This window comes from Rhodoferax sp. RT4P68 (assembly GCF_056521305.1).
The window spans coordinates 1-23,909 of record NZ_JBWMBB010000002.1; the positions used below are offsets into that span (position 1 = coordinate 1).

Sequence of the window (23,909 nt, forward strand, 5' to 3'; positions counted from 1 at the left end):
TTCCTGGCGATGCCCCGTGTGGGCCAGGAGGTGCTGATCAGCTACATCGACGGCGACCTGGACAGGCCGCTGGCGGTGGGCATCGTCTACAACGGCGAGAACCCGGTGCCGTACGACTTGCCCAAGGACATCCGGTACTCGGGGCTGGTGTCGCGTTCGCTCAAGCACGGACAGGTGCAGCACGCGAGCCAGATCACATTCGATGACGATCGCGGCGCCGAGCGCGTGATGTTGCATTCTGAACGGGACATGCAGGACACGGTCGAGCGCAACGCCTCGATCGCGGTTGGCAATCACCACAACATCAGCGTCGGGGGCATCCTGACGATGACGACCGGTTCGCCATCGAGCGGGGGCATGGGTTCATCGGCCACTGGCGAAGCGCCGGCAAGCGCCGCTTCCCCTTCGAACGTCAGCAATTCCAGCACCGGTATCAGCAACTCCACGACAGGTGTCAGCAACTCCGCGACTGGTGTCCGGAACTCTGCAACGGGTGTCCAGAACTCTGCAACGGGTGTCCAGAATTCTGCAACCGGTGTCCGGAACTCTGCAACGGGTGTCCAGAACTCCGCAACCGGAGTCCGGAACTCCGCAACCGGTGTCAGCAATTCCATCACCGGCATCAGCAATTCGGCAACCGGCATCCGAAATTCCGCGACGGGCATCAGCAATTCCGCGACCGGCATACGCAATTCGATCACCGGTGTCAGCACCTCGGCCACCGGGATCAATGCATCGCTGACGGGCATGATCATCAGCCTCACCGGCGTGAGGATTTCCTTTACCGGGATGGCGATCGGCTTCACGGGTATCAGGACTTCCTTCACGGGCGTCAATGCCAGTTTCACCGGCATGAATACGTCGTTCACAGGTGTCAGCACCTCCTTCTCCGGACTAAGCACGTCGTTCACGGGCATGTCGACATCGTTTATCGGCATGCGGACATCGCTGACCGGGACGTCAACGAGCATGACGGGCGTGTCGTCTTCGATGACGGGCACATCCTCTAGCGTCACCGGCACGAGAACGTCGATGACAGGGATGTCTGAATCCATGACCGGCGTGAGCGTCACCATGACCGGCATGTCACGCTCCATGGTCGGCATCTCGTACGCGACCACCGGTCAGCGCACCACCGAAACCGGGATGTCGATCAGTTCCACTGGAATCTCCGACAGCACCACGGGCACTGAGACCAAGACCACGGGCACTGAGACCAAGACCACCGGGACATCGACGCGCACTACGGGAACGGAAACCAAGACCACGGGAACTGAGACCACGACTACGGGCACCTCCACCAAGACCACGGGCAGTGAGACCAAGACCACGGGCAGTGAGACCACGACGACGGGCACCTCCTCGAAGACCATTGGCACCGAGTCCGCTACGACGGGGCGCAAGAACACCAACACCGGCACGAGCATTTCGTACACGGGGGTCAAGCAGTCCCGTGTCGGCCTGGAGATCAAGCAATGAGCGGGCGCGTACTCCAATGAGGTCCCTCAAGCCTCAGCATGCGCTGGTTCAGACGGCGCCAACCCAGTTCGGCCCCGTCGCCATGATGGGCGTGTCGATCGGTTGCGGCTTTCGGCTCAGTGACACCCGGGTGCTGCTGCACGAAGCCAGCGTCTGGCAAGCTTTCACGTCTGCGCCGCTGGTCACGCCCGTTATGGAAATGGCGTTGCCAAAGCACAGCGCCGAATGGCTGCTCGGCGGTCACGCCGTCTGCATGGGTGGAGACAGGGAAGCTAACCGCCTCATCGACTGGGAAGCCAGCGTTGCTCTGGACGGCGTGAAGAAGACCATCCACTGCACCGCGCGCGTGATGCCTTGGGAGGTCGCGCAAGACGGAACCACACAACACCGGGCAATGCTGGCCGTCGACTATCCCCATGCCATGAAGGACATTCGGGGGCGGCAGAACCCTGTCGGGACGAGCGTTCCGGGCGCGTTGCAGCTCATGGGAGGCCTGGGTCCGACCGGGCATCCCTTGGCCGCGATGGGTCCTGTCAGGGCCCAATGGGCGTCGCGTGCTGAACTCGCGCCAAGCCGCTCCAGCATGCTCGATCCCTTCGGTCGCGATGGTTCACACATGGGGTGGCCAGCGCAGATGGATTTGCGATATTTCCAGTTGGCGCCGCATGACCAACACCGACATGGCAAAGGGTGGACCCAGGGGGCCCCTTTCGAGCTGTGTGGGTTCGGACCGCTTGGCCTGGGCTATCGTGGCGATCTGCCTGCCATTCAGGCTCAGGCCATGGTTCGACGGCGCAAGCAGGAGGCGCTCGAGCCTGTGTCGTTGACGCAGCAAACCGTCTGGTTCTTGCCTGACCACGACACAGGCGTGATGTGGTGGCACGGTCTGGTGCCCATCGATGGCGTGCTGTCCGATGACATTGAGCTGGGCGTAGTCGCCTTTCGTGAGCCGGGGCGACTGCTGTCGGCCACCCGACTTGCAGAAATCGTCGCGGCGCGCTCGTCGCTCGACCTGGGCAGTGCCGCATCGCTGAGAGACAGCGACCTGATGCCAGAGCGCTCGCGTGGCTGGACATGGGATCTCATCCTCGGCGCGGAGGACTACCCGAACCTGCGCACCTCGCCTCTTGCTTACGCAGCCTTGCAATTGCGTGTGGACGAGTTCGAAAAAACTCTGGCGGAAATGGATCGGAATCGCGAGAAGGCTAGAGCACTCAGCGTCGAAGTCGCGAGCGCACCTTGGGCACAGGTGCAGGCGCTCCAGGCCATCGCAGCGCCGTCGGATGCCGAGATAGGGGAGGCATTGAGGGCGCCCAAAGATGGCAATTTTTCTCACCGTCGAATCGAGACCGCCACGCTGCGAGGTCTGCACGTCGACAACGTGCGACTGACGCACGTGCAGCTTGTGCGCTGCGATCTCGAAGGCGCCGTGTGGACGAACTGCCATTTTGAGGACGTCGCATTCGAAGACTGCAATCTGATCCGGAGCCGATGGGAAGGCTGCAGCTTCACGCGGTGCAGATTCACAAGAAGCGAGCTGAGCTATTCAACGTTCTCGCATTGCAATCAACGGCATGGGAGCCTGGATTTGTGCAGCGTGCACCACGTCAGCTTCGTCCGTGGGCAATGGACTCAGATGAGTTTGCAACGGTTGAATGGCGGGCAGACGCGGATGGAGGGGATCCATGCAGAGTGTGTCAGCTGGCTCGAATGTCAGCTGCCGAACGCGCGCTGGAGCGATCTCGTCCTTCTCAATTCCAGCCTCGTCGACTGCGCAATGGCTGCGTCGATGATGAGCCAGTGTGTCTTTGAAAGAGTTGGCTTCGTCGGCGCCGACTTGTGCTTCAGCGCCTGGGACACATGCAGCGGCATCTCCCTGAATTTCGCTCAAGGCGCGAATCTCGGAAACGCGCAGTTCAGCGGATGCTCGTTTGAAAACACCAGCTGGATTGCCGTGAAGGCAGAGGGCATTCGCGTGACCGACTGCACGCTCAAGCCGTTGGCTGCACCCAGGCTGCATGCGCCCAAGAGCACTTGGCTGAACTGCGTGCTGACCGATGCCAACCTGATGCATGCCGATCTCTCAGCCTCCACGGTTCGGGCCACGTCACTGAAAGACGCGAATCTCTACGGCGCCGATCTGCGCGAGTCGACGGTCAAGAACTGCAATCTGATTCGTCTGCAGTCGGCCTGGATACACGGAGTCGCGGCACTGAACGGCAGTGGCAATCTGGCGGCCCGCATTCAATCGGTGCCTAGGAGGCCGCGGTGAGCTCATTGCAACACTCGATCGTGGGGATGGAGCAATTGCTTGCGCACGTTCCACGCGCACCTGCCGTGTTCGAAGGACTGTCCTTCACGAATGCCTTGCCGCCGCCCAAGGTTCTCGAGGAAACGGAATTCAGGGGCTGCAGGTTCCAGGCGTTCACATGGCAAGGCGCCATGAGCAAGGTCCGCTTCATCAATTGCATGTTCGAGCGAATCGAATGGCAGGGCGTGACGCTCGCAGATGTGAAATGGGAAGATTGCGAGCTTGCAGAAACGACGTGGACACGCTGCCGGCTGAGCCGCGTTCTGCTCAGTGGCGGCAGGGCTGAACGCGTCAGGTTCGACGAGTGTGAAGTGCATTTCGGCACCATCGCGGGCACTGCCTTGCGCGACGTCCAATTTGCGTCGACTCGTGTGGTGCAGACCGTGGCGTCCAACGCGCAGATCAATGGGCTGCACATCGACAAAGGGGCACTGCAAGACGTTACCTTGGCCGATTGCCAGCTCAATGACGTGCACGCTGAGAGCGTGGACCTGCAGCGGTTCATCTGCGCGCAGAGCACCTGCACCAAGGTCGAGTTTCTCAATTGCGCAGGTCAAAGCATTCGATGGGTTGCCTGCACCCTCCATGACCTTAGCTTCAAGTCCACAGAACTCGTGCAATGCGCATGGTCCCTGAGCCAATGGACCGAGGGCAGATTCGAAGACTGCAACTTGCACCTCCCGGCGTTCGACGGTGCGGTGCTCGAAGAGATTGAATGGGTCCGCTCGTCGGCCACGCGTCCGCTTTTCGACGGCGCAAAGCTGACGAGGTGCAGCTTGTTCCAGCAACGCATGCCTGCGCTGTCGCTTCGAAGTGCAACTCTGGAGTCGGTCGACCTGCGGGAACTGCATGCCCCCGAACTCGACGCGCGTGGCGCCCGGTTGAGTCACGTTGACATGTCCAAAGCGAACTTCACCCACGCGAACCTGATTGGCCAGGGAAGGGCCGCCTGGCTTACGGCCAACGTGGACCGCGCCGTTTTCGAAGAAGCGGTCGATCTTCGCGATGAGCACTGGTGGGCAAAACATTCGCCAGGACCCAAGAACAGAGGACAGGAAGATGAGCCATTCAAATTCGGTCAGTAACCCCGTGCCTCGGGTGAGGCAAAAGTCGCTCGATGAGCATGGCAGCGAGTTGCCGCGGTTGATGCGGCAGCAGGCCAGTGAAAGCGGTGTGCGCGATCGGTGCGCCCCAGCTGAAGTCTTCGTCGCTCGGTTGGGTGATGAAGTCGATAGCCAGTCCTGGCGCCTGGTGGACGCTCGCGGTAGTGCGCTCGTGGCAAGAAAGGCGGCGAGTTGCTTGCTGGTGCCCTCACGCGGAGACCTCGTCCAGGTTCTGGTGGGCGGTTCTTCTTCGTGGGTTGTCGCAGTACTGGAACGCGATGCGGTGGCCGCCTGCACCGCCATTGATCTAGGCGATGCAGACGTGGAGGTGCGCGCAGGAAGCCTCGCATTTCATGCACATCGCGACATCACACATCAGGCGGTCCAACTGTGCAGTACTTCTTCGATGGTCAGGGAAGTCACCGAAGAGAAGAGCTCCCTCGTTCGACAGTGTTCAGTCGTGCAGGTTGGCAGCATGGCGATCAACGTTGACCGGCACCTTGGCGTTCACGCAAAGCTTGCGACGATTTCTGCAGATGCCTTGCTCAAGCTGGATGGCGCTCAGATCCACATGGGCTGATTTAAGAAAGAAAGACCAATCTATGTTTGCTAATTGTCAGGCCGGGGGGAACGACATGGCGCCTGCAGATGTTTGCAGGACGCCTCCTCTCGGGATTCCCATTCCCTATACAAACATCGCCTACGGCAACGAGGCCATACCTAACAACCCGATGATCATCTGGATTGGCGGGCCTGTTCACAACATGAACACGGTGATTCCGATCACCCATGACGATGAGCCGGGGACCATGTTGGGCGTGGTGTCCGGAACTGTGGCCTCGCGTTCAAGGCACATCACGGGCGTCTACCGGATTCTGATCAATGGCTCACCTGTGACGCGGCTGACCAGCGTCAACTCGCCCAACAGTGACAACACGACCGGAACGCGCGTGAATCCGAGCCAAACGAAGATTCTGGTGTTGGGCTGAAGCGTTGTATGGCATGAAAGGCGTGAACCCTGTGCGCTCGCTTGTTGTTCTCCTCTGCATACTGGTGCTGCAGGGATGCGGAGTTCTCAGAAATCCCGTGGATCTCCCCGCCGACGGACTGCGCGCCATTCGCCGCGAGCGAGTGGTCAACGTCACGATCGTGGGCGGCGCGCAACTCAACCCTGGTCGCAACGGCGTGCCGCGCCCGGTGCAGCTCTGTGTCTATCTTGTGGCCGACGAGACGTGGGTGCCGGGATCTTGGCTGGACGACAGCAAGTGCCGCGGCACCAGCCTCGATACGCACGTCATGGCCAGCGAGCGCCGCATCCTTTCTGCCGAGCAGGCACTGCAGGTGACGCTCAAGATGCCTTCGGACAAGGATGGCTGGGTACTGGTCGATCCGGACTTCGGAGCGCAAACCCCAGGGAACGCGACGCCGTTGAGGCTCAGGACGAACTCGGGCGAATTCAGTTTTCATTTCGTTGCCGTCAATGGCACACGTGTATCTGATGGTATGCGCATGAGGAGCCCTCCGCCGCCGCCGCCGCCGCCGCAGGCAGAGGGCGATAGAGCCAGCGTTCCGGCGCCGGAGAAGCGTTTGGGTAGAAAGGGTCGACGTCATGACTGAACAGTGGAATGACCATCGTCAGATGGCCAGCTTTGCGCCGAAGCAAAGCGCTAGGGGGGCATCGTGAGCCAGATCAGCTGCAATCGCGTGGCCTGGACCGAGGGCATGATGATCGAGGTCCAGCACTTCCAACAGATGGAGCGTTCGCTGGAGCATCAGACCGTAATGCGCTCCGCACTCTCCAGCAACCATGAGTGGGGATTTTCCAGAATTGAACTGGACGAGGAATCCCTGGGGCAGCGGCGGCTTGGCGTGCGCGTTGCAAAGGGGATCTTTCCGGATGGAACCGCTTTTTCCATCCCCGATTCCGATGCCTTCCCGGCCTACCTGGATATCGATGGCGCCAGAGCCGGCGAGGTCTTCTGCCTGGCAGTGCCGCGAGCGCATTTGGGAATCGGCCAGGTGGGCTTTGGGCAACATACCCAGGGCACGCGCTACGTCGCGGAGTCTCTGGAGGTTGGCGATGCCAACGTGGGGCTCGACGATGCAGGCGCTCCGCCGCGCATCAGCATGACGAGCTGCAGGCTCAACATGCGCCTGTGCAGTGAATCGCAGCTGCGCTCGGACGAGACCTTCCTGCGCGTTGCTCGACTGAAGGGGCGGCATCATGCCCAGGCGGTCGAACTTGACGCGCGGTTCATCCCGCCGCTTCTGGATGCGCGCGCGCATCCGGCACTGCAGGCCCTGTGCGACGAGTTGCAGAGCGTCCTGCAACTTCGGCTGAACACGCGGGCTGGTCCGCGTTTCCTGTCGGCAGGTTCTGGCGTGGCCGAGTTGCTCGAAATCCTGGTGGTGCAGGGACTGTCGGAGTACAGGCTGCGGCTTAGGCACCTCGACGCCTTCTCCCCCCTGCCGCCCTCGTTGCTCTATATCGAAATGATCGGCTTGCTGGGTCGTCTTTCGATCGTGCCGAGCGTAGAGACCGAGATCGAGCAGGCGAACTGGGGCTACGACCACAACGATCTGCAGGCAAGTTTCGAGGGGGTTTCCCGGGCGCTGCGACGCGCGCTGGCATTGGTCATCGAAACGCCATTGGTGGTGCTGCCGTTTGAGGCGCAGGGAGACGGCTTCTACCGTTGCGTGGTCGACCCGCAGTGGAAGCTGCAGAAGTTGGTCTTTGCATTTACGGCCGACGTGCCCGCAGAAGTCTTGCGGGTCAAGCTGCCGCAGCAGCTCAAGCTGGGGCCCGTCGAAAAGATTCAGAGCCTGGTGGACTTGCAGCTGCCTGGTGCGCGCCTGCAGTCGGTTCCCGTGACGCCTCGGCACGTGCCGTATTACGCGCAAAGCGTGTACTTCGAGGTCGAGTCGGGGGACCCGTATTGGCAACAGACCATGAGTAGCGCTGCCGTCGCGCTGCGCGTGGTCGGAGACTTTCCAAACCTCCGGTTCGAGGCTTGGGGCTTGCGGGAAGGCAAAGTGGCATGAACATACTCAACGATGTTGCAGATGCACTGCGTCGGGTGACCGGCGTCAGCTCGGTTTCGCCTCATGCCGCGCTGCATCGGGTTCCGGGCATATCCACGGCGGTCACCAATGTGGACACCGTGCTCGGAGCGATGGGCATGCAAGGCAATAGCGCCTATGCCGGCCGGTCGATTCCGGACGAGGCCGAGCCGCCTGGCGATGAGTGGGGCAGGGACACGTCGGTGGGCAACGCGCGCCGGGTGGTCGCGATTTCTGATCGGCCCGCGAGGGCCGCAGTGATGCGGCCTGGTCGCAGCGAAGCTCGATGGGAGAACCCCATCGTCGACGCCGTCATGCCGATCCTGCTGCGCCTGGATCATCTGGTGCGTGCAGGAGAACCACACGGCGAGGTGCTGCGTTCGCACCTCGCACTGGAGGTGCGGCTGTTCCGCGACCGCGTGAGCAAAGCCGGCTTTGCGGAAGATGCGGTGGGCGACGCGTCCTATCTTCTGTGCACGTATGTCGATGAACTGGTCAATGACCAGGCGCGCATCACGGGTGCGGCCCCTTACAACGGCGAGCCGTCGCTGCTGGTCCAATTCCATGGAGACGCCTGGGGGGGCGAAGACGCTTTTGCCGATCTGGAGCGCTGGATGGCACGCACGCCGATCGAGCCCGACGTCCTCACGTTCTACGAGTTCATTTTGTCGCTCGGCTGGGAGGGGCGCTACAGAGTCATGGAGCGGGGCAGCGTACTGTTGGGTGACCTGCGCGCCGAGTTGCACTCGCTGATCTGGAACGAGCGCAAGCCTGGCTTGCTGGCGGCTCCGGTGCATGTCGTTGTTCCGGTCGAGCGCAAGCGTTGGCTGACGGCCAGTCGTGCGCTGGGCATCGGCATGTTCGTGATGGCGGCGCTGTACGGTTTTTGGGTCTTCGATCTCGACCGGAAGGGCCGCCCGATCAGAGAGGCCATTGCCGCCTGGGATCCTCCCATGCGAACCATCAATCTGGCTGAGACCCTGCCACCCCCGCTGCCTCGCCTTCTCTCCGAAGGGTGGGTAAGTGCGCGCAAGGGGCCGCACGGGTGGCTGCTGGCCTTCAAGTCGGATAAGGCCTTCGATGTCGGGCAAGCCAATTTTCGCCCCGAGTTCCGTCAGCAGCTCGACCGACTCGGCGCTGCGTTCGCGCCCTGGCCTGGCGATATGGAAGTCGTAGGCCACTCCGACAGCCAGCCCATCAAGACGAAGCAGTTCCCCGACAACCTGGCGCTGTCGCAAGAGCGAGCGCGTGTCGTGACCCAGGAGCTGCTTCAAACGGCTGTCGCCGGAGGGGCTCGCGCACCAGCGGCCGCTCTGCCGAGGGAGATCAATTGGTCAGGCAGGGGCGATACCGATCCTCTCGATCCTGCGAAGACCGCGCTCGCGTACGAGCGAAATCGGCGCGTGGAAATCCTGTGGAAGGTTGCAAACCTCGGTCCGCAAAGTCCTAGGGCGGTAGAAAGATGATCAGGCTCACTGTTCGTATCGTCATTGGCTGCCTGCTTGCAGCGGCCATATGGTGGGTCGGTCCCTTGCTGATGATCGGCGTCTACAGGCCGGTGGGATCGACCCTGCTGCGCCAGACGCTCGTCGCTCTGGTCATGCTGTGGGCGTTGTGGCCTGTGCTGGTTCGCATCTGGGCGCGGCTGTCGATGAGTACCTGGCGAGCCCGGCCCAAGCCGCGCGCTCCGGTCGCTGACAAGCTCGACCCGCTGTCGCGTCGACTCAAGGACCTCGATGCCTATCTGGCGCAGGCCTGGCTCAAGAACAAGTCCGGCTGGAGGAGCCGTTGGAAGCTGCGCAAAATTGCACCCCATCGCTACGTCAATCCATGGTTCCTCGTGATTGGCGCCTCAGGCAGCGGCAAGACCACCATGATCCGGCGCGGTGGCTTGGCGCTCAGGGGCAGCGCAGACCTGCTGGGTCGAAGCGGCGTCGAAGAGGGTCACACGGTCGACTGCAATTTCTGGCGTGCAGGCGATGCGATCTGGTTCGACACGAATGGCCATTGGGTCGAGCCCGGGGGAGGCGGCGCGTCACCAGACCTCACTGAATGGACTGCGTTGCTGTCGGGTCTCAAGCGGACGAAGCGAACGCCAGCCCTTGACGGCGTGGTGCTGTGCGTCGACTGTGACTGGCTCATCCGCGCTTCAGCGGCCAACCGCAAGCGGGCCGCCGATGCCATGCGTGCACGCCTGGCTGAAATGTCCGAGTTGCTAGCACTTCGCTTACCCATCTACTTGGCTGCGACCAATCTGGACAAGGTGCCTGGCGCAGTTTCGTTTATCGGCGGCCTGGATGATGCAACGCTTGCCCATGGGATCGGCTTCGGATTTCCTGCCACCGCCGGCAAAGCTGCGGAAGCGGCACCCGATGCAGCGTTTGTGGCCGCCATGCTCGAACTGGAAAAGCGGATCCAGGAGCAGGTCCTGTACATGGCCCCCAGTGCGACAGATGCGAAGTCCAACGTTGAAAGACTGCACTTTGTCGAGAGCCTGTCGCGCCTTCGCCTCTATCTTGCCGATTTCCTGCAGCGCAGCGTCGTCGACGCGTCGATGTCTTCCGCGTGTCACTTGCGCGGCATTTGGATGGGCTCGTCGGTCGACCTGATCGATGGTGTCGCACCCACCATCCTGGAGATGGACGACGCCGAACTCGCGGAGCATGGCGCGCGTCCGCTCTCCGTGCTGTGGGGCGCGGTGCTGCGTCAGACCATCGGGGAGCGCGGACTTGCGGCGGTGTCCAACCCTGTCACGGCGCGCAACCGTGCCTGGCGGATAGCGCGCTGGACCCTGGGCATTGGCGTGGTCGGTGTCGCCACATCGGCGCTGCTGTTCGGCTACATGTTGGAGCGCAACCACCTTGAGCGGGTATGGGCGCGCTTTACCGAAGGCAAGCGCCTTGCTGAGCGCCAATCCGCAGACTCCAAGCCTGCCGCGGCACTCATCGATGTGATGACGCAAATGCGCTACATCGACGACAACATGCAGAGCGCCAACGAGATCGTCGTGGCGCCGTACTGGGAGCACACCCGGGTGGCCAGTGTGACGCAGGAGACCTACCGCAAGCACCTGCGCAAGACGCTCATGCCCGAGCTCTACAACTACGTGAGCAGCTCGCTGACGGCTCAGTTGAGTGGCGCACCGGGAGACATCTACGAAACGCTCAAGATCTACCTGATGCTGGCGCGGCCCGAGCATCGGGATCCCGAGAAGCTCGTGCTGTGGATGAGCACCGAGTGGCCCAAGCTGGCGTCCGAGGGGCATTCGGACGAAGACCGGCAGGAGTACGAGGCACACCTGCGCGCGGTGTTCACCGTGAAGGGCGTGCCCCACACACCCGAGGACAAAGCGCTGGTGCAGGAAGCCCGGGCCAAGGCGGCTTCGCTGCCGAGCATCGTGCGCGTCATCACACGCATCAAGAGTCAGGGGCTGCCTGCGCGCATCGAAGATGTCTCGCTCGCCACGGCGGGCGGCTACATGGCCGCCACCACGCTGCGGATGCGGGGCGACCTCGCGCCGACGGATGCCGCCATTCCTGGCTGGTACACGCGGGCGGGCTATCAGGACGTTTTCAAGCCTAAGCTTCGCGATGCCGCCAGGGCCGTGCTGACCGAAGAGAGCTGGGTGCTGCGTGACGAACGCCTGACCGGCAACAGCTTCGAGATCGATAAGGCCGTCGAAAAGCTCGCGGACGCTACCCGTTCCCAGTTCCTGCAGGAATACATCAAGCGCTGGCAGACATTCTTGAACGATGTGACGGTGCGTCAGTACTCGGGCATGAGCGATGCCGCGCAGATCGCCTCGTCGTTCATCGATCCACAGTCGCCGCTAGCGCAGCTCATCCGTTTTGCCGGCCGGGAGACAACGCTGGTCGGAAACTACGAAGGCGACGTCGACAGCTGGATCGACAAGCAGAAATACAACATCGAGAAGAGTCGCAGGGCGATCGTCGGGGAGATCAGTGGCGAGCGAGCGCGCTTCAAGCTGCTCCCCGAGCATGTCGTGGAGGATCACTTCGAGGCTATCCGCCGGCTCGGCGTACAGCTCGCCCAGGCTTCATCGACGGGCAATGGCAGCAGTCCTCTTACACGGCTGTTCGAACCGGTTTATCGGCAGCTCAGTCTCGTCAACGGGGCCATGATGGCGGGACAGATTCTTCCGGAGTACGACGCCTTCGCGCGACTGCGTGCCGAAGCAGGGCGTCAGCCCGAGCCCATGCGCGGCATCGTGCTCGATCTCGTGAACAGCGGCAGCAGCGCCGGCGTGAGCGGTTCGCGCGCCATCATCAGCCAGAACGCAGCCGGTGCGTCGCGGGTGTTCTGCAATCAAGGTCTCAGCGCGCGTTACCCGCTCAAGCGCGCGGCCAGCGCCGACGTCGGTGTGCAGGACTACGAGGGCCTTTTTGGTCCACAAGGAAGTCTCGCAACGCACTTCAAGGAGCAGCTGGCTGCCTATGTCGATACCTCCGCTTCGCCCTGGCGTGCCAAGCGGGCGGACGGAGACCAAACCCTGGTGAATCCTGATGTCCTGAGGGCTTACGAGTCGGCCAGCCTGATTCGTGCCGGTACGTTGGATGAGCAGGGACATCTGCGCGTGAGCACCATGTTGAGGGTCGTGGACATGGACCCGCAGATTGGTGAGGTCTTCATCGATCTGGCGGGCACGACCGTGCGCTACGCGCACGGCAGCGTTGCGAACAAGCGGGTGGACTGGACTGCCAAGCCCTCGGCTGGCGGGCAGCTTTCTGTTCGCATCACGACCAAGACCATCGATTCCCGGACGGACACCAAGCAGTTTGACGGGCCGTGGGCGTTGTTCAGGTTTTTCGACTCTGGGCGCCAAGAAGGTTCGGCCCCAGACCGTCGGGAAACGGTCCATCAGACCGCTCTGGGAACTGTCCGCCTCGAGTGGCAGGCACTGACGACGCCGGCGCCACTTTGGTCGAATGTTCTGCAGTCGTTTGCCTGCCCAAGGTAAAAAACGTGCCACTTAATCAAGGAGAGGGAACCGACCAATTAAAACACCTGCGCCACTCCGCTCCATTCTTTTGCAGTCGTGTGCCTGCTCAAGATGAAAACTGTCAGCAAACTGAAAGGGAATCTCAATGATTGATCCGTCCAAGATATTTGAGGCAATTCAAAGTTCACACAGCCTTGGTGTCGATGCCCAAGCCAGCATGTCCAAGCCATTCATGGAGAGAGTCACCACCCGTGATATCTATTCCGGCGAGAACGCGAGTCAAATCACTGACGGCGTCAACAAGGCTTGTGAGCAGATGATGGGCAAAATGGGCTCTGCCAAGGACTCGGTTCTGACGCAACTTTCCGCGATTCAAGACCAACAACGAAGAGAAAAATCCTACGACTTCAAGCCGGCCATGGATGACCTCCGCCCCACGAGTGCACAAGGATGGCCGCGTGAACTCGGCGACGAATTCTTCAAACCATTTTTTGGCTGACAAGAACCTTTCGGATAAATGTAATCAAGCGCAGGAATGACGGCTGCGCTGATTACTCACCCTGTCACCTGCAATCAAATTTAGAATCAGATGCTCAACCCCACTTTGTACAAGGCCCCCGCGCTGTTGGATCGGGAGCGCCACCGGTCGCTTCGATTGCGGCCAGACGTGCCGTCCATACGGAGTGCTGAAGGCATCAATGTTGTTTTTATTACGCTGGCCGAGTTTGAACACGCCTGCAAGTACTACCCGATTCTGTTTGTCCGCGCAGGTGTGGATTTTATTGGACGGCCGCAAGTCGCGCCTGTGGCGGTCATGGGATTTGAAGAGGGAGAGAATCTTTACCTCAAGACAACGAAAACCGGAAAAGCGACATGGTCATGTCGCTATATTCCTGCTTTTTTGCGATATTACCCATTCACCCTAACGCAAGTCGACCAAGGCAGTTGGGGAGTATGTATCGATGAATCGTGGAAGGGCTGGTCGACAAAAAAAGGCGAGGCACTGTTTGACGAGGGCGGGCAGCCTTCTGCACTATCGTCAAAGATGCATGATGCGCTGAAGGTACTGGAGTGGGAGATCGAACAGACCCGCGTCATGGGCGAGCGTCTGATGCATGCAGGCGTCCTTCATGAACGACGGATCACAGCGAAATTGCCTGACGGCAGCAACTTCGCTGTGGAGGGGTTTTTCTCCCTGAATGCGCAGGCAGTTGAAGAGCTTTCAAAAATGCAGCTCAGCGATTTGCATCGTCGTGGCTTTCTTCACTGTCTGAGTCTTCACAAGGCGTCACTAGGAAACCTGGATGAGCTTGTCGAACGTCGTTGGCAAGTGATGTCGAAATGATGGCGCTCGACTTACCTGGCCCGAGTCTGGAGGAAGCCTCCGACTTGCGCGCGCCCTCGACGGATTCAAGATCGCCATCCAACCACGCATCGGAAACTGAGCCGTTACTCATGATGCGCGCCTTTCGATTTAATCCGGCATTCGTGGATTGGCCGGTCGCGGCCCTTGAAAGGTTGGTATCAATTGCTACGATCAAAAGCTACAAAAGAAATACATGGATCTCCCATGAGGAAAATGAGCAATCTAACATATTGATGATTGTCTCGGGATTTATTTTGGTGAGCAGACGTACGCCCGACGGTGATCTTCACTCAGTGGGGCTTGTTGGACCAGGTCGCATCGTGGCGGGGCTGTGCAATCTCATGTGTACTCCTCATGTTGATCTGAAGTATGTGGCTCACGACCACGCCAAGGTGATTCATTTAAATCGAGACCAGTTCTTCTCTCAGTTGAATGCAGCTCCGGTGCTATGGAAGGCTGTGCTCGCGGAAATCTTGCATCAACGTAGTGAACTCGTAGCCACGTTGCTCGAACAGACGGTAGGGAATGTGCCGCAGCGGTTGGCTCGATTGATTTTGCGGTACGCGAAACTCTATGGAATCAAAACGCGCCAGTCGAACAGCACACATGTGCCCATACGCCTTTCGCAAAGTGACCTTGCGGCATTGCTTCAAGTCTCAAGGCAGACGATTGGCGAGGCAGTCAGGTTGTTTCGAGAGGCTGGATGGATCCGACAGGATAAAGCCACGTTCACAGTGCTGGACGAATCTGCGCTGCGGGATTGTGTCCGACGCGCCGGTTCTCGCGCAGATCCAGTCGGATGTCAGTTTGAAGATGAGATGAAAGTTACGTAGCCGTCCCTTAGTCGACCCGATCTGCGGAAAATACCTTTGAAGGTGTTTCCGTTGCTTGGAAATCCGATGCATCGTCATGCATTGCATTGATTCCGCTGATTATCTATGAATCTCCCAAGAATCCAGACTTTGGTCATCAGGATGCTTGCTGCTGTCGTATTTGTTGGTGCCGATGCATTGGCTCAGATCCGCATCGGTCAGACGGTCGATATGAGTGGCCCTACATCGGCCAGCGTTCTCGAATCGCTGGTCGGCGTCAATTTGGTCCTCGACCAAGTAAATGCGGAGGGGGGAATCGGCGGAAAGAGCATAGAGATAATTCGCTTGGACGATGCATTCGATCCTGACCGAACCGTGGAAAATGCCAGCGCCCTCTTGAGAGATCAGAATGTCGTTGCTCTGTTCATGACCCGTGGAACTCCGAACACACTGGCGTTGCTTCCTTTGTTAGAAGAACACCGCACGCCTCTGATCGCGCCTTCAACCGGAGCAATGACTCTGCACAGTCCCATTAGAAAGTACGTTTTTAACGTACGGACGCCGTATCAGCACGAGGTGGGAGCTGTCATAGATCATTTGCATGCAATTGGCATCAATCGAGTGGCTGTGGTACACGCCGATGATTCTTTTGGCGAGGATGTGTTGCGTGGAGTGCAGGCCGGACTGCGGAAGAACGGGATCAAGCCTGTGATCGTTGTTTCAGCTGACCGTATGCCCTCTGAAAATTCAGCCATCGCGGTAAAGATTTCTGCTGCAGCCCCGCAAGCCGTGCTTTGGGCTGGCGCGGCTGCCACGGTTGCGGCCGGCGTCAATGCGCTGCGTGCCACCGGTTCGGCGGCGCAGGTCATTACGTTGTCCAACAATGCTTCGCAAGGATTCATCAAGATGCTTGGAGGCGCCGCGGGCGGTGTGATCGTCACCCAAGTATTCCCTGCCGAATATACGCCGGATATGCCGATTGTCAAAGAGGCAAAATTGCTGGCCACGAAAATCGGAATACCAGTGTTGTCGCCAGCAATGCTGGAAGGGTATGCCTCAGCCAAGGTCTTGGTGGAGGCCATACGCCGCGCTTCTCCCAATCCGACGCGAGAAAAAGTTCGGACTGCACTTGAGTCGATTCGGACTTTCGACTTGGGCGGTTTGTGGTTGAGTTATAGCCCGACCGATCACTCAGGCGTCGAGTACACCGATCTCACGATGGTGGTTGATGGTCAATTCAGACGCTGAGCAATTCGATAAGGGGGTAAACGACCGCATTCAACGAGGGAATTTTGGGGACTGTTGTGTATGGAGAGGCGATGGGATGGCTCATATTTTCCATCTGTGTGCCTTGTTGCGCGAAACGAGCCCGCCGCCTCTGCGGTCCTCCAGAGGCAGGGCTCAATTTAGTGAGATATATCCATGAATCGCTCAGTATTTTCCAGGGGTGTGCTGCTCATCGCGCCACTCCTCTTCGCAGCATGTCAGTCCACGGACATGTCAATAGGCGCAGACGGTACTCGACTATTGCCGCGGGATAGCTCGGTCGCGTCTGCTGACTCGCCCGGTGACGGCATACAACGATGCGCATCGCCAATTGGGACTGTGCGGCTTGACGAAAGTGTTTCCCCAGGAGGCTTGAATAGTGATCTGAAACTCCCGCCTCCGTCGGTATTGCTGCGAACGATCGTAGAACAGTCAAACTGCTTCGTGGTAATTGAACGGCCTGTGGCAGCTTTGGACAGGCTTTCAGATGGGCGGGCGCGTGCGGTCAGTGAGTACGACCGGGGTCGTTTGCCACGATCAGCAGGACGTTCGAACACCATGACGGGTAATTTGCCGGAAGAAAACGCCGATTATGAGTTGATTTCTGAATTCGCCTACAAGAACGAGGGTGATCGGTCTGGTGGCGTTAGAAGCGCGCTCGGTGGTCTTATAAATGGACGCGTTGCTTCCGCGTTAAGCAGTGTAAGCGGGGGGGTGCAGACACGAGAAGCGCAAGTTCAGATGACACTTGTGGACGGCCACACGCGCAGACTGGTGGCGGTCTCCGACAGCAGTTCGTCCAAGACAGGTATTGGAAAGTTTGGCGGAAGTCTCGGCGGGTATGCGGAATCGCCCCATGGGGCCGTGATCTCCACCGCTGCAATCGATGCGTTCAACAAGCTTGTGATTTCTTTGCGTAGCAAGAAGGCAAAGGCGAGCCTCGTCAGGTAGATCTACCAGGGGTGTTCTCAAAGCTTGCGTTTTTATCGTGAGAGTTCAGACAACGGGATTTCTTCCCATTGGGGGCACCACTGCTATGAACGCATTGTTTAAACCGACTGACGATCAGAAGATGATGGAAGCGGCGCTACGGCACAATCTTGCGTTCAAGGATTGGCCTTCTGCGTCATTGGCTGAGTTAATCGCAGCGTCTCGACTTGTCCGATACCGACGCGGGACGCGCATTGTCAGTTCGAAGTCTGAATGTCCCGAAACGTGTTTCATCGTTTCCGGACGGTTGTTGCTCGTCAGGTCCTTCGATGGCCCGCGTGAAGCGATTGTCGGGCTATTGGGCGCGAATATGGTTTTTGGCGGATTGATGCATGGCATTGGCGCTGCGCATTCACTCGATTGTGTTGCCTATGACAAGGCCGTTGTTATTCATATGGAGTGGAGCAAGCTATGTCACATGCTAGACAAAGAGAATCAACGATGGGTAGCCTTTTCGCGGATGTTGCTGGCAGGGGAAACGACATTGCTGCACACCTTGATTGGTCAGTCGACTGGCCGTACTTGCCAACGGGTGGCGCATACTCTTCAGCAGTACACCGCACTTTACGGCGTGCGTGACACCGAGGATCGGCAGGCTAAATTACGAATATCGCAAGATGATATTGGAGCTCTACTGCGCCTCTCAAGGAAAAGTATCTGGAAGGCGCTCAGGCAGCTGGAGGAGCTCAAGCTAATTATGTGTGGTTACAACTCGATTATTGTGCGGGACGTAAATGCACTGAGCATCTTCACTGGTGCTAAGTTTGCGAACTCGCCATCCGCCATTCCGAATTGAAGCAGCGGCCTCAAGTTGAAGTGCGACACGGCGCAACTTGTAAGATGCCCGCAAAATGAGAGCTCACTACTCGCACATCACATCGGCCGAGTGGATGTAGATCCAAGCCTTGCTGCAAGCCAAGCTCAGCGGCGATCGTGGTCGTTGTAAACAATGACTTAGAAGCGCCGACCCAGATTTACTGTAGTGGCAATGTCTATTGTTATGGTGTGGGAAACGGTCAAGTCGTTCGCTCCACTTTCGCCTGACAAACAACCTGTTCAAGGCGTTGCGGTTCTGAGCGGCACTCAGAACTCTCAGGTCCCGCAGAAGGTCCGGTAGCCTGCGGTGAACTGGTCCGGTGCTGGTGCGGCCAGCGCCGCGTCCTGCGCACCGTCGAACGGCCGGCGCACGGCCTGCAGCAAGTGTTCGAAGGGCAGCAGATCCTGCGCGTCGGTGGCCGCTGACAGGGCCGCCTCGACCTGGTGGTTGCGCGGGATCAGCGCGGGGTTGGCGCCGCGCAGCGCAGCGGCATCGGCGCCTGGTGCGCGGCCTTCGGCGGCCAGGCGGCGCTGCCAGCGCTGCAGCCACTCGCCAGCCGCTGCACTGGCGTCGCCGAAGCGGGCCAGCCGGCCCTCGGCCTGCGCCGCCTCGGTGGGCAACAGGCGCCAGCCCAGCGTCCAGTCGACGCGCGCGCGCTCCATCAGGTCCAGCAGTTCTTCGGCCAGCGCGCGGTCGGCGTCATCGTCACCATGCACGCTGCTCAGACCCAGCTTGGCGCGCATGACCCGCAACCACTGGCCGGCGTAGGCGGGCGCGAATGCCTGCAGAGCCCCGGTCGCCAGCGCCACCGAGCGCTCGGCATCTGCGTCGACCAGCGGCAGCAGCGCCTCGGCCAGCCGCGCCAGGTTCCACTGCGCAATGCCGGGCTGGTTGCCATAGGCATAGCGGCCTTGCGTGTCGATGGAGCTGAACACCGTCTGCGGATCGTAGTGCTCCATGAAGGCGCAAGGGCCATAGTCGATGGTCTCGCCCGAGATGGTCATGTTGTCGGTGTTCATGACGCCGTGGATGAAGCCCACGCCCATCCACTGCGCGACCAGCGCCGCCTGTCGCTGCACCACCGATTCCAGCAGCGCCAGCGCGGCGTCGGCCCGGCCCTGCTGGGCCGGCGGCGCGTGCCGTGCCAGTGCATAGGCCACCAGGCGTTCGAGCATGGCGTGGTCCTCGCGCGCGGCGAAGTACTGGAACGTGCCCACGCGCAGGTGGCTGGCGGCCACGCGCACCAGCACCGCGCCGGGCAGCGCCTGCTCGCGCTGCACCATCTCGCCGGTGGCCACGGCCGCCAGCGCGCGCGTGGTGGGAATGCCCAGCGCATGCATGGCCTCGCCCATCAGGAACTCGCGCAGCACCGGCCCCAGCGCGGCGCGGCCATCGCCCCCGCGCGAGAACGGCGTGCGGCCAGAGCCCTTGAGCGCGATGTCGCGCCGCTGACCATGGCGGTCGATCACCTCGCCCAGCAACAGCGCGCGGCCGTCGCCAAGCTGCGGCGAGAAGCCGCCGAACTGGTGGCCGGCGTAGGCCTGGGCCAGCGGCGTGGCCGACGCGGGCAGCGCGTTGCCTGAGAGGAAGGCCAGCCCCGCGGCGCTGCGCAGGCGCTGCGGCGCAAGGTTCAGCTCATCGGCCAGGCCGTCGTTCAACTGCAGCAGGCTGGGTGCCGGCCAGGCGCGCGGTTGGCACGGGGCATAGGCGCCCTGCAGGTCGCGTGCGTAGCTGTTGTCGAAAGCGATCTCGTCCAGCGTCGCGCTCGCGAGTCCAGTGGTGTCGCCCTCGGTGGCCAGCGCAGCGTCGTTGGCTGGAAGGCCTTCTGCGCCGCGTGTCATGCGCGAGCCTCTGCGGCCGGCCGGGCGACGCGCATCACGCAGCGGCCCGGCGCGGCAGCGTCCAGCCCGGGCGCACGTAGTGGCAGGTGTAGCCGTTGGGGTAGTTCTCCAGGTAGTCCTGGTGCTCGGGCTCGGCCTGCCAGAACGGGCCGGCGGGCTCGACCTCGGTCACCACCTTGCCCGGCCACAGACCGCTGGCGTCCACATCGGCGATCGTCTCCAGCGCCGTCTCGCGCTGCGCCGGCGAGGTGAAGTAGAGCGCCGAGCGATACGACATGCCGCGGTCGTTGCCCTGGCGGTTCTTGGTGCTCGGATCGTGGATCTGGAAGAAGAACTCCAGCAGCGTGCGGTAGGAGATGCGGGCCGGGTCGAACACCACCTCGATCGCCTCGGCATGCGTGCCGTGGTTGCGGTAGGTGGCGTTCGGCACGTCGCCGCCGCTGTAGCCCACGCGCGTGCTGACAACGCCGGGCAGCTTGCGGATCAGGTCCTGCATGCCCCAGAAACATCCGCCGGCAAGGATGGCGGTCTCGGTCGAACTCATGGTGTGCTCCTGTCGAATCCGGGCACGATACCGGAAGCCCGACCACCGTGTCGGCCGCAGGGATTCGCACCCCGGCAAGATGAATAATCATCCTCGACTTTCCAGGCCACGGCAGCCCCCGTGGCGCCCATTCACCGCATTTCGGAGACCCCATGGCACAGCCGCTCTCAATCATTTCCTCCATGGCCACGCGCGAGCTGCTGGCCGATCTGGTCGAGGCCTGGCGCGCGTCCACCGGCACCGAGGTGCGGGTCGAATCCGTCGGCGGGGTCGATGCCGCCAGGCGTGTGCAGGCCGGCGAGGCGTTCGATCTCGTGGTGCTGGCCAGCGACGCCATCGACAAGCTGCAGGCTTCGGGCGCAGTGGCGGCCGGCAGCCGGGTGGACATCGTGCATTCCGGTGTCGCCGTGGCGGTGCGCGCCGGCAGCCCGCACCCTGACATCGGCAGCGAAGAGGCGCTGAAGGCGGCCGTGCTGGCCGCGCCCACCATCGGCTACTCCACCGGCCCCAGCGGCGTGCAGCTGATGGCGTTGTTCCAGCGCTGGGGCATTGCCGAACAGCTCGGCGATCGCGTCGTGCAGGCCAAGCCCGGTGTTCCGGTCGGCAGCCTGGTGGCGCAGGGCGAAGCCGCGCTGGGCTTCCAGCAGCTGGCCGAGCTGATCCACGTGCAGGGCATCGACCTGCTCGGCCCCATGCCGGCTGCGGTGCAGATCGACACCATCTTCGCCGGCGGCGTCGCGGCCGCCGCGCCGCAGCCCGAGGCGGCGCGCGCGCTGCTCGACTTCTTGGCCTCGCCGGCCACGGCCGAGGCCAAGCGCCGGCAAGGCATGGAGCCGGCTTGACGCGGGCTCTGCCGGGCGCGCTGCGTGCGCGGACCGGCGGCGGCGCTCTCGTGCGCGATGGGCTGGGCCGATACCGCATGGCCGGCCGCGCCCAGTTCCAGGTGTGCGAAGAAGATGGTCGATTGATCGTGCGGCTGGCCCGGGCAGCCGGCGTTCCCGGTGTTCGTGCGCCCCGGCCTGCGCGACCGCTATGCGTACGAGGTGGTCGAGGCCGAGCTGCTGTCGAGCGTGACGCCAGCGGCAAGGTGGCGGCCCTGGTGCTGCACCAGAACGGCGAGCTCCGCGCCCCGCGCCTCTGATGCTGGCCGCGCTGGCGATCAGCGTGCCGGCGCCTGGGCCTGCAGACGTCGGTGAGAGTCCGCCTCCGACGCGATGCGCTGCGCAAATGCGTCGGTGCTCTCCTGCAGCGGCAGGTTGTTCACCGCCAGCAGCCGCGCGCGCACCTCGGGCCGGGACAGCACGTCATTCACCTCGGTATTGATGCGCACCAGCAGTTCGCGCGGTGTCGCCCCGGGCGCGAACAGGCCGAACAGCGACGACCAGTTGGCCAGCGGATAGCCGGCCTCGGCCAGCGTGGGCACCTGCGGCAGCAGCGGCAGGCGCGCCGGCGCGCCCACGGCCAGGGCGTGCAGCCGGTCGTCCTGCACATGGCGCAGCTGCTGCGCGCCGACGTTGGTCGACAGCAGTTCGAACTGGCCACCCAAGGCATCGTGCAGTTGCTGGCCACCGCCTTTGTAGGGCACGTGCGTGATGGCGGCGCCGCTGTCGCGCCGTACCTGCTCCATCACCAGGTGGCCGGTGGTGCCCACGCCCGAGCTGGCCCAACGCAGCGGGCCGCGCCGGGCCAGCGCCTGCGCCAGGCTGCGCGCGCCCAGGGCTGGCGTGCCCACCACCAGCACCGGCGTGGACATGACCGCAGCCACGGGTGCGATGCCGTGCACCGGGTCGTAGCCGACGCGGCCGAGCAGGGGCAGCAGCGTCAGCGGCGTGACGGCCGAGAAGCACAAGGTGTGGCCGTCCGCCGGGGCGCGCGCCAGCAGCCCCATGGCCAGGCTGCCGCCAGCGCCGGCGCGGTTGTCCACGATGACCGGCACGCCCAACCGTTCACCCAGGTGGCGCGCTAGCAGCCGTGTGATCTCGTCGCTGACGCCGCCCGGCGCGTAGGCCACGATCAGCCGCAGCGTGCGCGCTGGCCATGGCGGCGCGGCGCGGGCACCCAGCAGGGCTGGCGCTGCGCAGCAGCCGAGCAGCCAGGTGCGCCTGCGCCAGGCGGGTGGCGCAACGCCTGCGGCAGCAGGGTGAGCACCTGGGGTGGCTGGCCAGCCGCCTGCGGCAGCAGGGCGAGCACCTGGGGTGGTGGGCCGCCGGTCGCTCACCGGCGGGCCCTCGTGGGGGGCTTCTGATGGGGCGTCTTCGGGCCGGGCGGCTCCGGAACGGATGCGTTCGGGGTGGATGTCTTTGGGGTGGACGTCTTTGAGGTAGACGTCTTCGGGCCGGCCACGCGCGCGGTGGCCTGGCGCTGGTGCGCCTGCGCCAGTGTGCGCACCAGCGCGACGAAGCTGGCCGTCGGCCCGGTGCAATCGGCGGCGCGCCAGGCCAGCGTGAGCGGTGCGTCCAGCGGCACCGACGGGTCGAGCGCGCGGTAGACGATGGCGTGCGCATGGGCGCCGCACATGGAGGCCGGCACGATCGAGATGCCGGCGCCGGCTGCCACCAGGTTCAGGTTGGTCATCATGCGGTCGACCTCGGCCGCCACCTTCACGCGCACCTTGCGCTGCGCGCACAGCGCCAGCAGGTCGGCATACAGGCCCGGCGCGCCGGGGCGCCGCACCAAAATCAGCCGCTCGCCCTGCAACTGCTCCAGCATCAGCCCGGCCGTATCGCCTGCCAGCGCGTGGTCGCGCGGCAGGGCCAGCATGGCCGGCTCGGTCAGCAGCGTCAGCAGTTCGACGCCCGCAGGCCGTGACACCGGCACGCGCAGGAAGCCGCAGTCCAGCCGCGAGGCGGCGATCGCCTCCGTGATGCCGGCCGCGTTGTTCTCGCTCACCGTCAGCGCGATGCCCGGGTAGCGGCTGCGGCATGCGCGCAGCGTCTCGGGCGTGAAGCCGTGCGCTGCGGCCGAGCTGGTGAAGCCGACCGACAGCAGGCCGCGCTTGCCCTCGGCCAGTGACAGCATGCGTTCGCGCATGGCGGCGTAGTCGCCCAGCAGCCGCGCGGCCTCGGCCTGGAACAGGCGGCCTGCGTCCGTCAGGCTGACGCCCTTGGCATGGCGCTGGAACAGCGCAAAGCCCAGGTCGGCCTCCAGTGCCTTGATCTGCTGCGACAGCGGCGGCTGCTGCATGCCCAGCTGCTCGGCCGCGCGCGTGATGTGGCCGGCGCTGGCCACCGCCAGGAAGTAGCGCAGTTGTCGCAAGTCCATACGCAAATCATATCGATCTAAGACTTTGAGCGTGTTTGCCATCTGCAGAGACCGCCCCTAGCATGCGCGCCGGCCCTTTCATTCGCAACGGAGACAACC

Annotated in this window: 20 protein-coding genes; 16 read left to right on the forward strand and 4 right to left on the reverse strand. The window is 62.3% G+C overall.

Annotated features, from left to right (window positions below; translation table 11 throughout):
* The 15 genes from AC099J_RS03525 to AC099J_RS03595 form a co-directional block, all read left to right on the forward strand.
* On the forward strand, positions 1 to 1,479 hold a 1,479-nt coding region (locus tag AC099J_RS03525), incomplete at its 5' end, for a bacteriophage T4 gp5 trimerisation domain-containing protein (RefSeq protein WP_479613829.1).
* 16 nt (positions 1,480 to 1,495) lie between these two features.
* A complete protein-coding gene (locus AC099J_RS03530) occupies positions 1,496 to 3,751 on the forward strand; it encodes a DUF2169 family type VI secretion system accessory protein (protein WP_479613830.1) in 2,256 nt (751 codons plus the stop codon).
* Complete coding sequence (locus AC099J_RS03535; protein WP_479613831.1) at positions 3,748 to 4,875, forward strand: pentapeptide repeat-containing protein; 1,128 nt, start codon at positions 3,748 to 3,750, stop codon at positions 4,873 to 4,875. The genes AC099J_RS03530 and AC099J_RS03535 overlap by 4 nt, the downstream gene beginning before the upstream one ends.
* Positions 4,850 to 5,473 carry a DUF3540 domain-containing protein gene (locus AC099J_RS03540; protein ID WP_479613832.1) on the forward strand — a complete coding sequence of 208 codons (624 nt, stop codon included), beginning with the start codon at positions 4,850 to 4,852 and terminating at the stop codon, positions 5,471 to 5,473. The genes AC099J_RS03535 and AC099J_RS03540 overlap by 26 nt, the downstream gene beginning before the upstream one ends.
* A gap of 22 nt (positions 5,474 to 5,495) precedes the next feature.
* Complete coding sequence (locus tag AC099J_RS03545; protein WP_479613833.1) at positions 5,496 to 5,882, forward strand: DUF4150 domain-containing protein; 387 nt, start codon at positions 5,496 to 5,498, stop codon at positions 5,880 to 5,882.
* 13 nt (positions 5,883 to 5,895) lie between these two features.
* Positions 5,896 to 6,510 (forward strand): hypothetical protein, encoded by a 615-nt coding sequence (locus AC099J_RS03550; RefSeq protein ID WP_479613834.1) that lies wholly within the window; start codon positions 5,896 to 5,898, stop codon positions 6,508 to 6,510.
* Positions 6,511 to 6,573: 63 nt separating this feature from the next.
* Positions 6,574 to 7,935: a type VI secretion system baseplate subunit TssK gene (gene tssK, locus AC099J_RS03555; protein ID WP_479613835.1), complete on the forward strand. Its 1,362-nt coding sequence runs from the start codon at positions 6,574 to 6,576 to the stop codon at positions 7,933 to 7,935.
* Positions 7,932 to 9,419, forward strand: a complete 1,488-nt coding sequence (icmH, locus tag AC099J_RS03560) for a type IVB secretion system protein IcmH/DotU (RefSeq protein WP_479613836.1) — start codon at positions 7,932 to 7,934, stop codon at positions 9,417 to 9,419. Before tssK ends, icmH begins: the two co-directional genes overlap by 4 nt.
* Positions 9,416 to 12,931 (forward strand): type VI secretion system membrane subunit TssM, encoded by a 3,516-nt coding sequence (gene tssM / locus AC099J_RS03565; protein ID WP_479613837.1) that lies wholly within the window; start codon positions 9,416 to 9,418, stop codon positions 12,929 to 12,931. Before icmH ends, tssM begins: the two co-directional genes overlap by 4 nt.
* Positions 12,932 to 13,058: 127 nt before the next feature.
* The gene (locus AC099J_RS03570; protein ID WP_479613838.1) at positions 13,059 to 13,412 is read left to right on the forward strand and encodes a DUF6277 family protein; all 354 of its coding nucleotides are present in this window, start codon (positions 13,059 to 13,061) and stop codon (positions 13,410 to 13,412) included.
* Between the two features lie 90 nt (positions 13,413 to 13,502).
* Positions 13,503 to 14,258 carry a SapC family protein gene (locus tag AC099J_RS03575; protein WP_479613839.1) on the forward strand — a complete coding sequence of 252 codons (756 nt, stop codon included), beginning with the start codon at positions 13,503 to 13,505 and terminating at the stop codon, positions 14,256 to 14,258.
* Complete coding sequence (locus AC099J_RS03580; protein ID WP_479613840.1) at positions 14,255 to 15,112, forward strand: Crp/Fnr family transcriptional regulator; 858 nt, start codon at positions 14,255 to 14,257, stop codon at positions 15,110 to 15,112. Before AC099J_RS03575 ends, AC099J_RS03580 begins: the two co-directional genes overlap by 4 nt.
* A 105-nt stretch (positions 15,113 to 15,217) precedes the next feature.
* Positions 15,218 to 16,339 (forward strand): ABC transporter substrate-binding protein, encoded by a 1,122-nt coding sequence (locus AC099J_RS03585; protein WP_479613841.1) that lies wholly within the window; start codon positions 15,218 to 15,220, stop codon positions 16,337 to 16,339.
* Positions 16,340 to 16,915: 576 nt separating this feature from the next.
* Complete coding sequence (locus AC099J_RS03590) at positions 16,916 to 17,308, forward strand: hypothetical protein (RefSeq protein WP_479613842.1); 393 nt, start codon at positions 16,916 to 16,918, stop codon at positions 17,306 to 17,308.
* Positions 17,309 to 17,393: 85 nt separating this feature from the next.
* The gene (locus tag AC099J_RS03595) at positions 17,394 to 18,143 is read left to right on the forward strand and encodes a Crp/Fnr family transcriptional regulator (RefSeq protein WP_479613843.1); all 750 of its coding nucleotides are present in this window, start codon (positions 17,394 to 17,396) and stop codon (positions 18,141 to 18,143) included.
* A 296-nt stretch (positions 18,144 to 18,439) separates the two neighbouring features.
* Here AC099J_RS03595 and AC099J_RS03600 read toward each other — a convergent pair whose 3' ends face one another.
* Together AC099J_RS03600 and msrA are read right to left on the reverse strand one after the other, a co-directional pair.
* On the reverse strand, positions 18,440 to 20,005 hold the full coding sequence (locus tag AC099J_RS03600; protein WP_479613844.1) for a protein adenylyltransferase SelO: 1,566 nt from the start codon (positions 20,003 to 20,005) through the stop codon (positions 18,440 to 18,442).
* Between the two features lie 34 nt (positions 20,006 to 20,039).
* The gene (msrA, locus tag AC099J_RS03605; RefSeq protein ID WP_479613845.1) at positions 20,040 to 20,549 is read right to left on the reverse strand and encodes a peptide-methionine (S)-S-oxide reductase MsrA; all 510 of its coding nucleotides are present in this window, start codon (positions 20,547 to 20,549) and stop codon (positions 20,040 to 20,042) included.
* Between the two features lie 152 nt (positions 20,550 to 20,701).
* Here msrA and AC099J_RS03610 point away from each other — a divergent pair, with 152 nt between their 5' ends.
* Complete coding sequence (locus AC099J_RS03610; RefSeq protein WP_479613846.1) at positions 20,702 to 21,391, forward strand: substrate-binding domain-containing protein; 690 nt, start codon at positions 20,702 to 20,704, stop codon at positions 21,389 to 21,391.
* Between the two features lie 317 nt (positions 21,392 to 21,708).
* On the opposite strand, the gene AC099J_RS03615 is transcribed toward AC099J_RS03610, so the two are convergent.
* Together AC099J_RS03615 and AC099J_RS03620 are read right to left on the reverse strand one after the other, a co-directional pair.
* A complete protein-coding gene (locus AC099J_RS03615) occupies positions 21,709 to 22,767 on the reverse strand; it encodes a Bug family tripartite tricarboxylate transporter substrate binding protein (RefSeq protein WP_479613847.1) in 1,059 nt (352 codons plus the stop codon).
* Complete coding sequence (locus AC099J_RS03620; protein ID WP_479613848.1) at positions 22,764 to 23,810, reverse strand: LysR family transcriptional regulator; 1,047 nt, start codon at positions 23,808 to 23,810, stop codon at positions 22,764 to 22,766. Before AC099J_RS03620 ends, AC099J_RS03615 begins: the two co-directional genes overlap by 4 nt.
* Positions 23,811 to 23,909 lie beyond the last annotated feature (99 nt).

What these genes read in the sequence shown, in the direction of transcription:
- AC099J_RS03575 (WP_479613839.1), top strand. Translation starts at nt 13,503, where the DNA reads ATGCTCAACCCCACTTTGTACAAGGCCCCCGCGCTGTTGGATCGGGAG.
- AC099J_RS03600 (WP_479613844.1), bottom strand. Translation starts at nt 20,005, where the DNA reads ATGACACGCGGCGCAGAAGGCCTTCCAGCCAACGACGCTGCGCTGGCC.
- icmH (WP_479613836.1), top strand. Translation starts at nt 7,932, where the DNA reads ATGAACATACTCAACGATGTTGCAGATGCACTGCGTCGGGTGACCGGC.
- tssM (WP_479613837.1), top strand. Translation starts at nt 9,416, where the DNA reads ATGATCAGGCTCACTGTTCGTATCGTCATTGGCTGCCTGCTTGCAGCG.
- AC099J_RS03610 (WP_479613846.1), top strand. Translation starts at nt 20,702, where the DNA reads ATGGCACAGCCGCTCTCAATCATTTCCTCCATGGCCACGCGCGAGCTG.
- AC099J_RS03530 (WP_479613830.1), top strand. Translation starts at nt 1,496, where the DNA reads ATGAGGTCCCTCAAGCCTCAGCATGCGCTGGTTCAGACGGCGCCAACC.
- AC099J_RS03550 (WP_479613834.1), top strand. Translation starts at nt 5,896, where the DNA reads ATGAAAGGCGTGAACCCTGTGCGCTCGCTTGTTGTTCTCCTCTGCATA.
- AC099J_RS03540 (WP_479613832.1), top strand. Translation starts at nt 4,850, where the DNA reads ATGAGCCATTCAAATTCGGTCAGTAACCCCGTGCCTCGGGTGAGGCAA.
- AC099J_RS03570 (WP_479613838.1), top strand. Translation starts at nt 13,059, where the DNA reads ATGATTGATCCGTCCAAGATATTTGAGGCAATTCAAAGTTCACACAGC.
- AC099J_RS03585 (WP_479613841.1), top strand. Translation starts at nt 15,218, where the DNA reads ATGAATCTCCCAAGAATCCAGACTTTGGTCATCAGGATGCTTGCTGCT.
- AC099J_RS03580 (WP_479613840.1), top strand. Translation starts at nt 14,255, where the DNA reads ATGATGGCGCTCGACTTACCTGGCCCGAGTCTGGAGGAAGCCTCCGAC.
- AC099J_RS03620 (WP_479613848.1), bottom strand. Translation starts at nt 23,810, where the DNA reads ATGGACTTGCGACAACTGCGCTACTTCCTGGCGGTGGCCAGCGCCGGC.
- AC099J_RS03595 (WP_479613843.1), top strand. Translation starts at nt 17,394, where the DNA reads ATGAACGCATTGTTTAAACCGACTGACGATCAGAAGATGATGGAAGCG.
- AC099J_RS03590 (WP_479613842.1), top strand. Translation starts at nt 16,916, where the DNA reads ATGACGGGTAATTTGCCGGAAGAAAACGCCGATTATGAGTTGATTTCT.
- AC099J_RS03545 (WP_479613833.1), top strand. Translation starts at nt 5,496, where the DNA reads ATGTTTGCTAATTGTCAGGCCGGGGGGAACGACATGGCGCCTGCAGAT.
- msrA (WP_479613845.1), bottom strand. Translation starts at nt 20,549, where the DNA reads ATGAGTTCGACCGAGACCGCCATCCTTGCCGGCGGATGTTTCTGGGGC.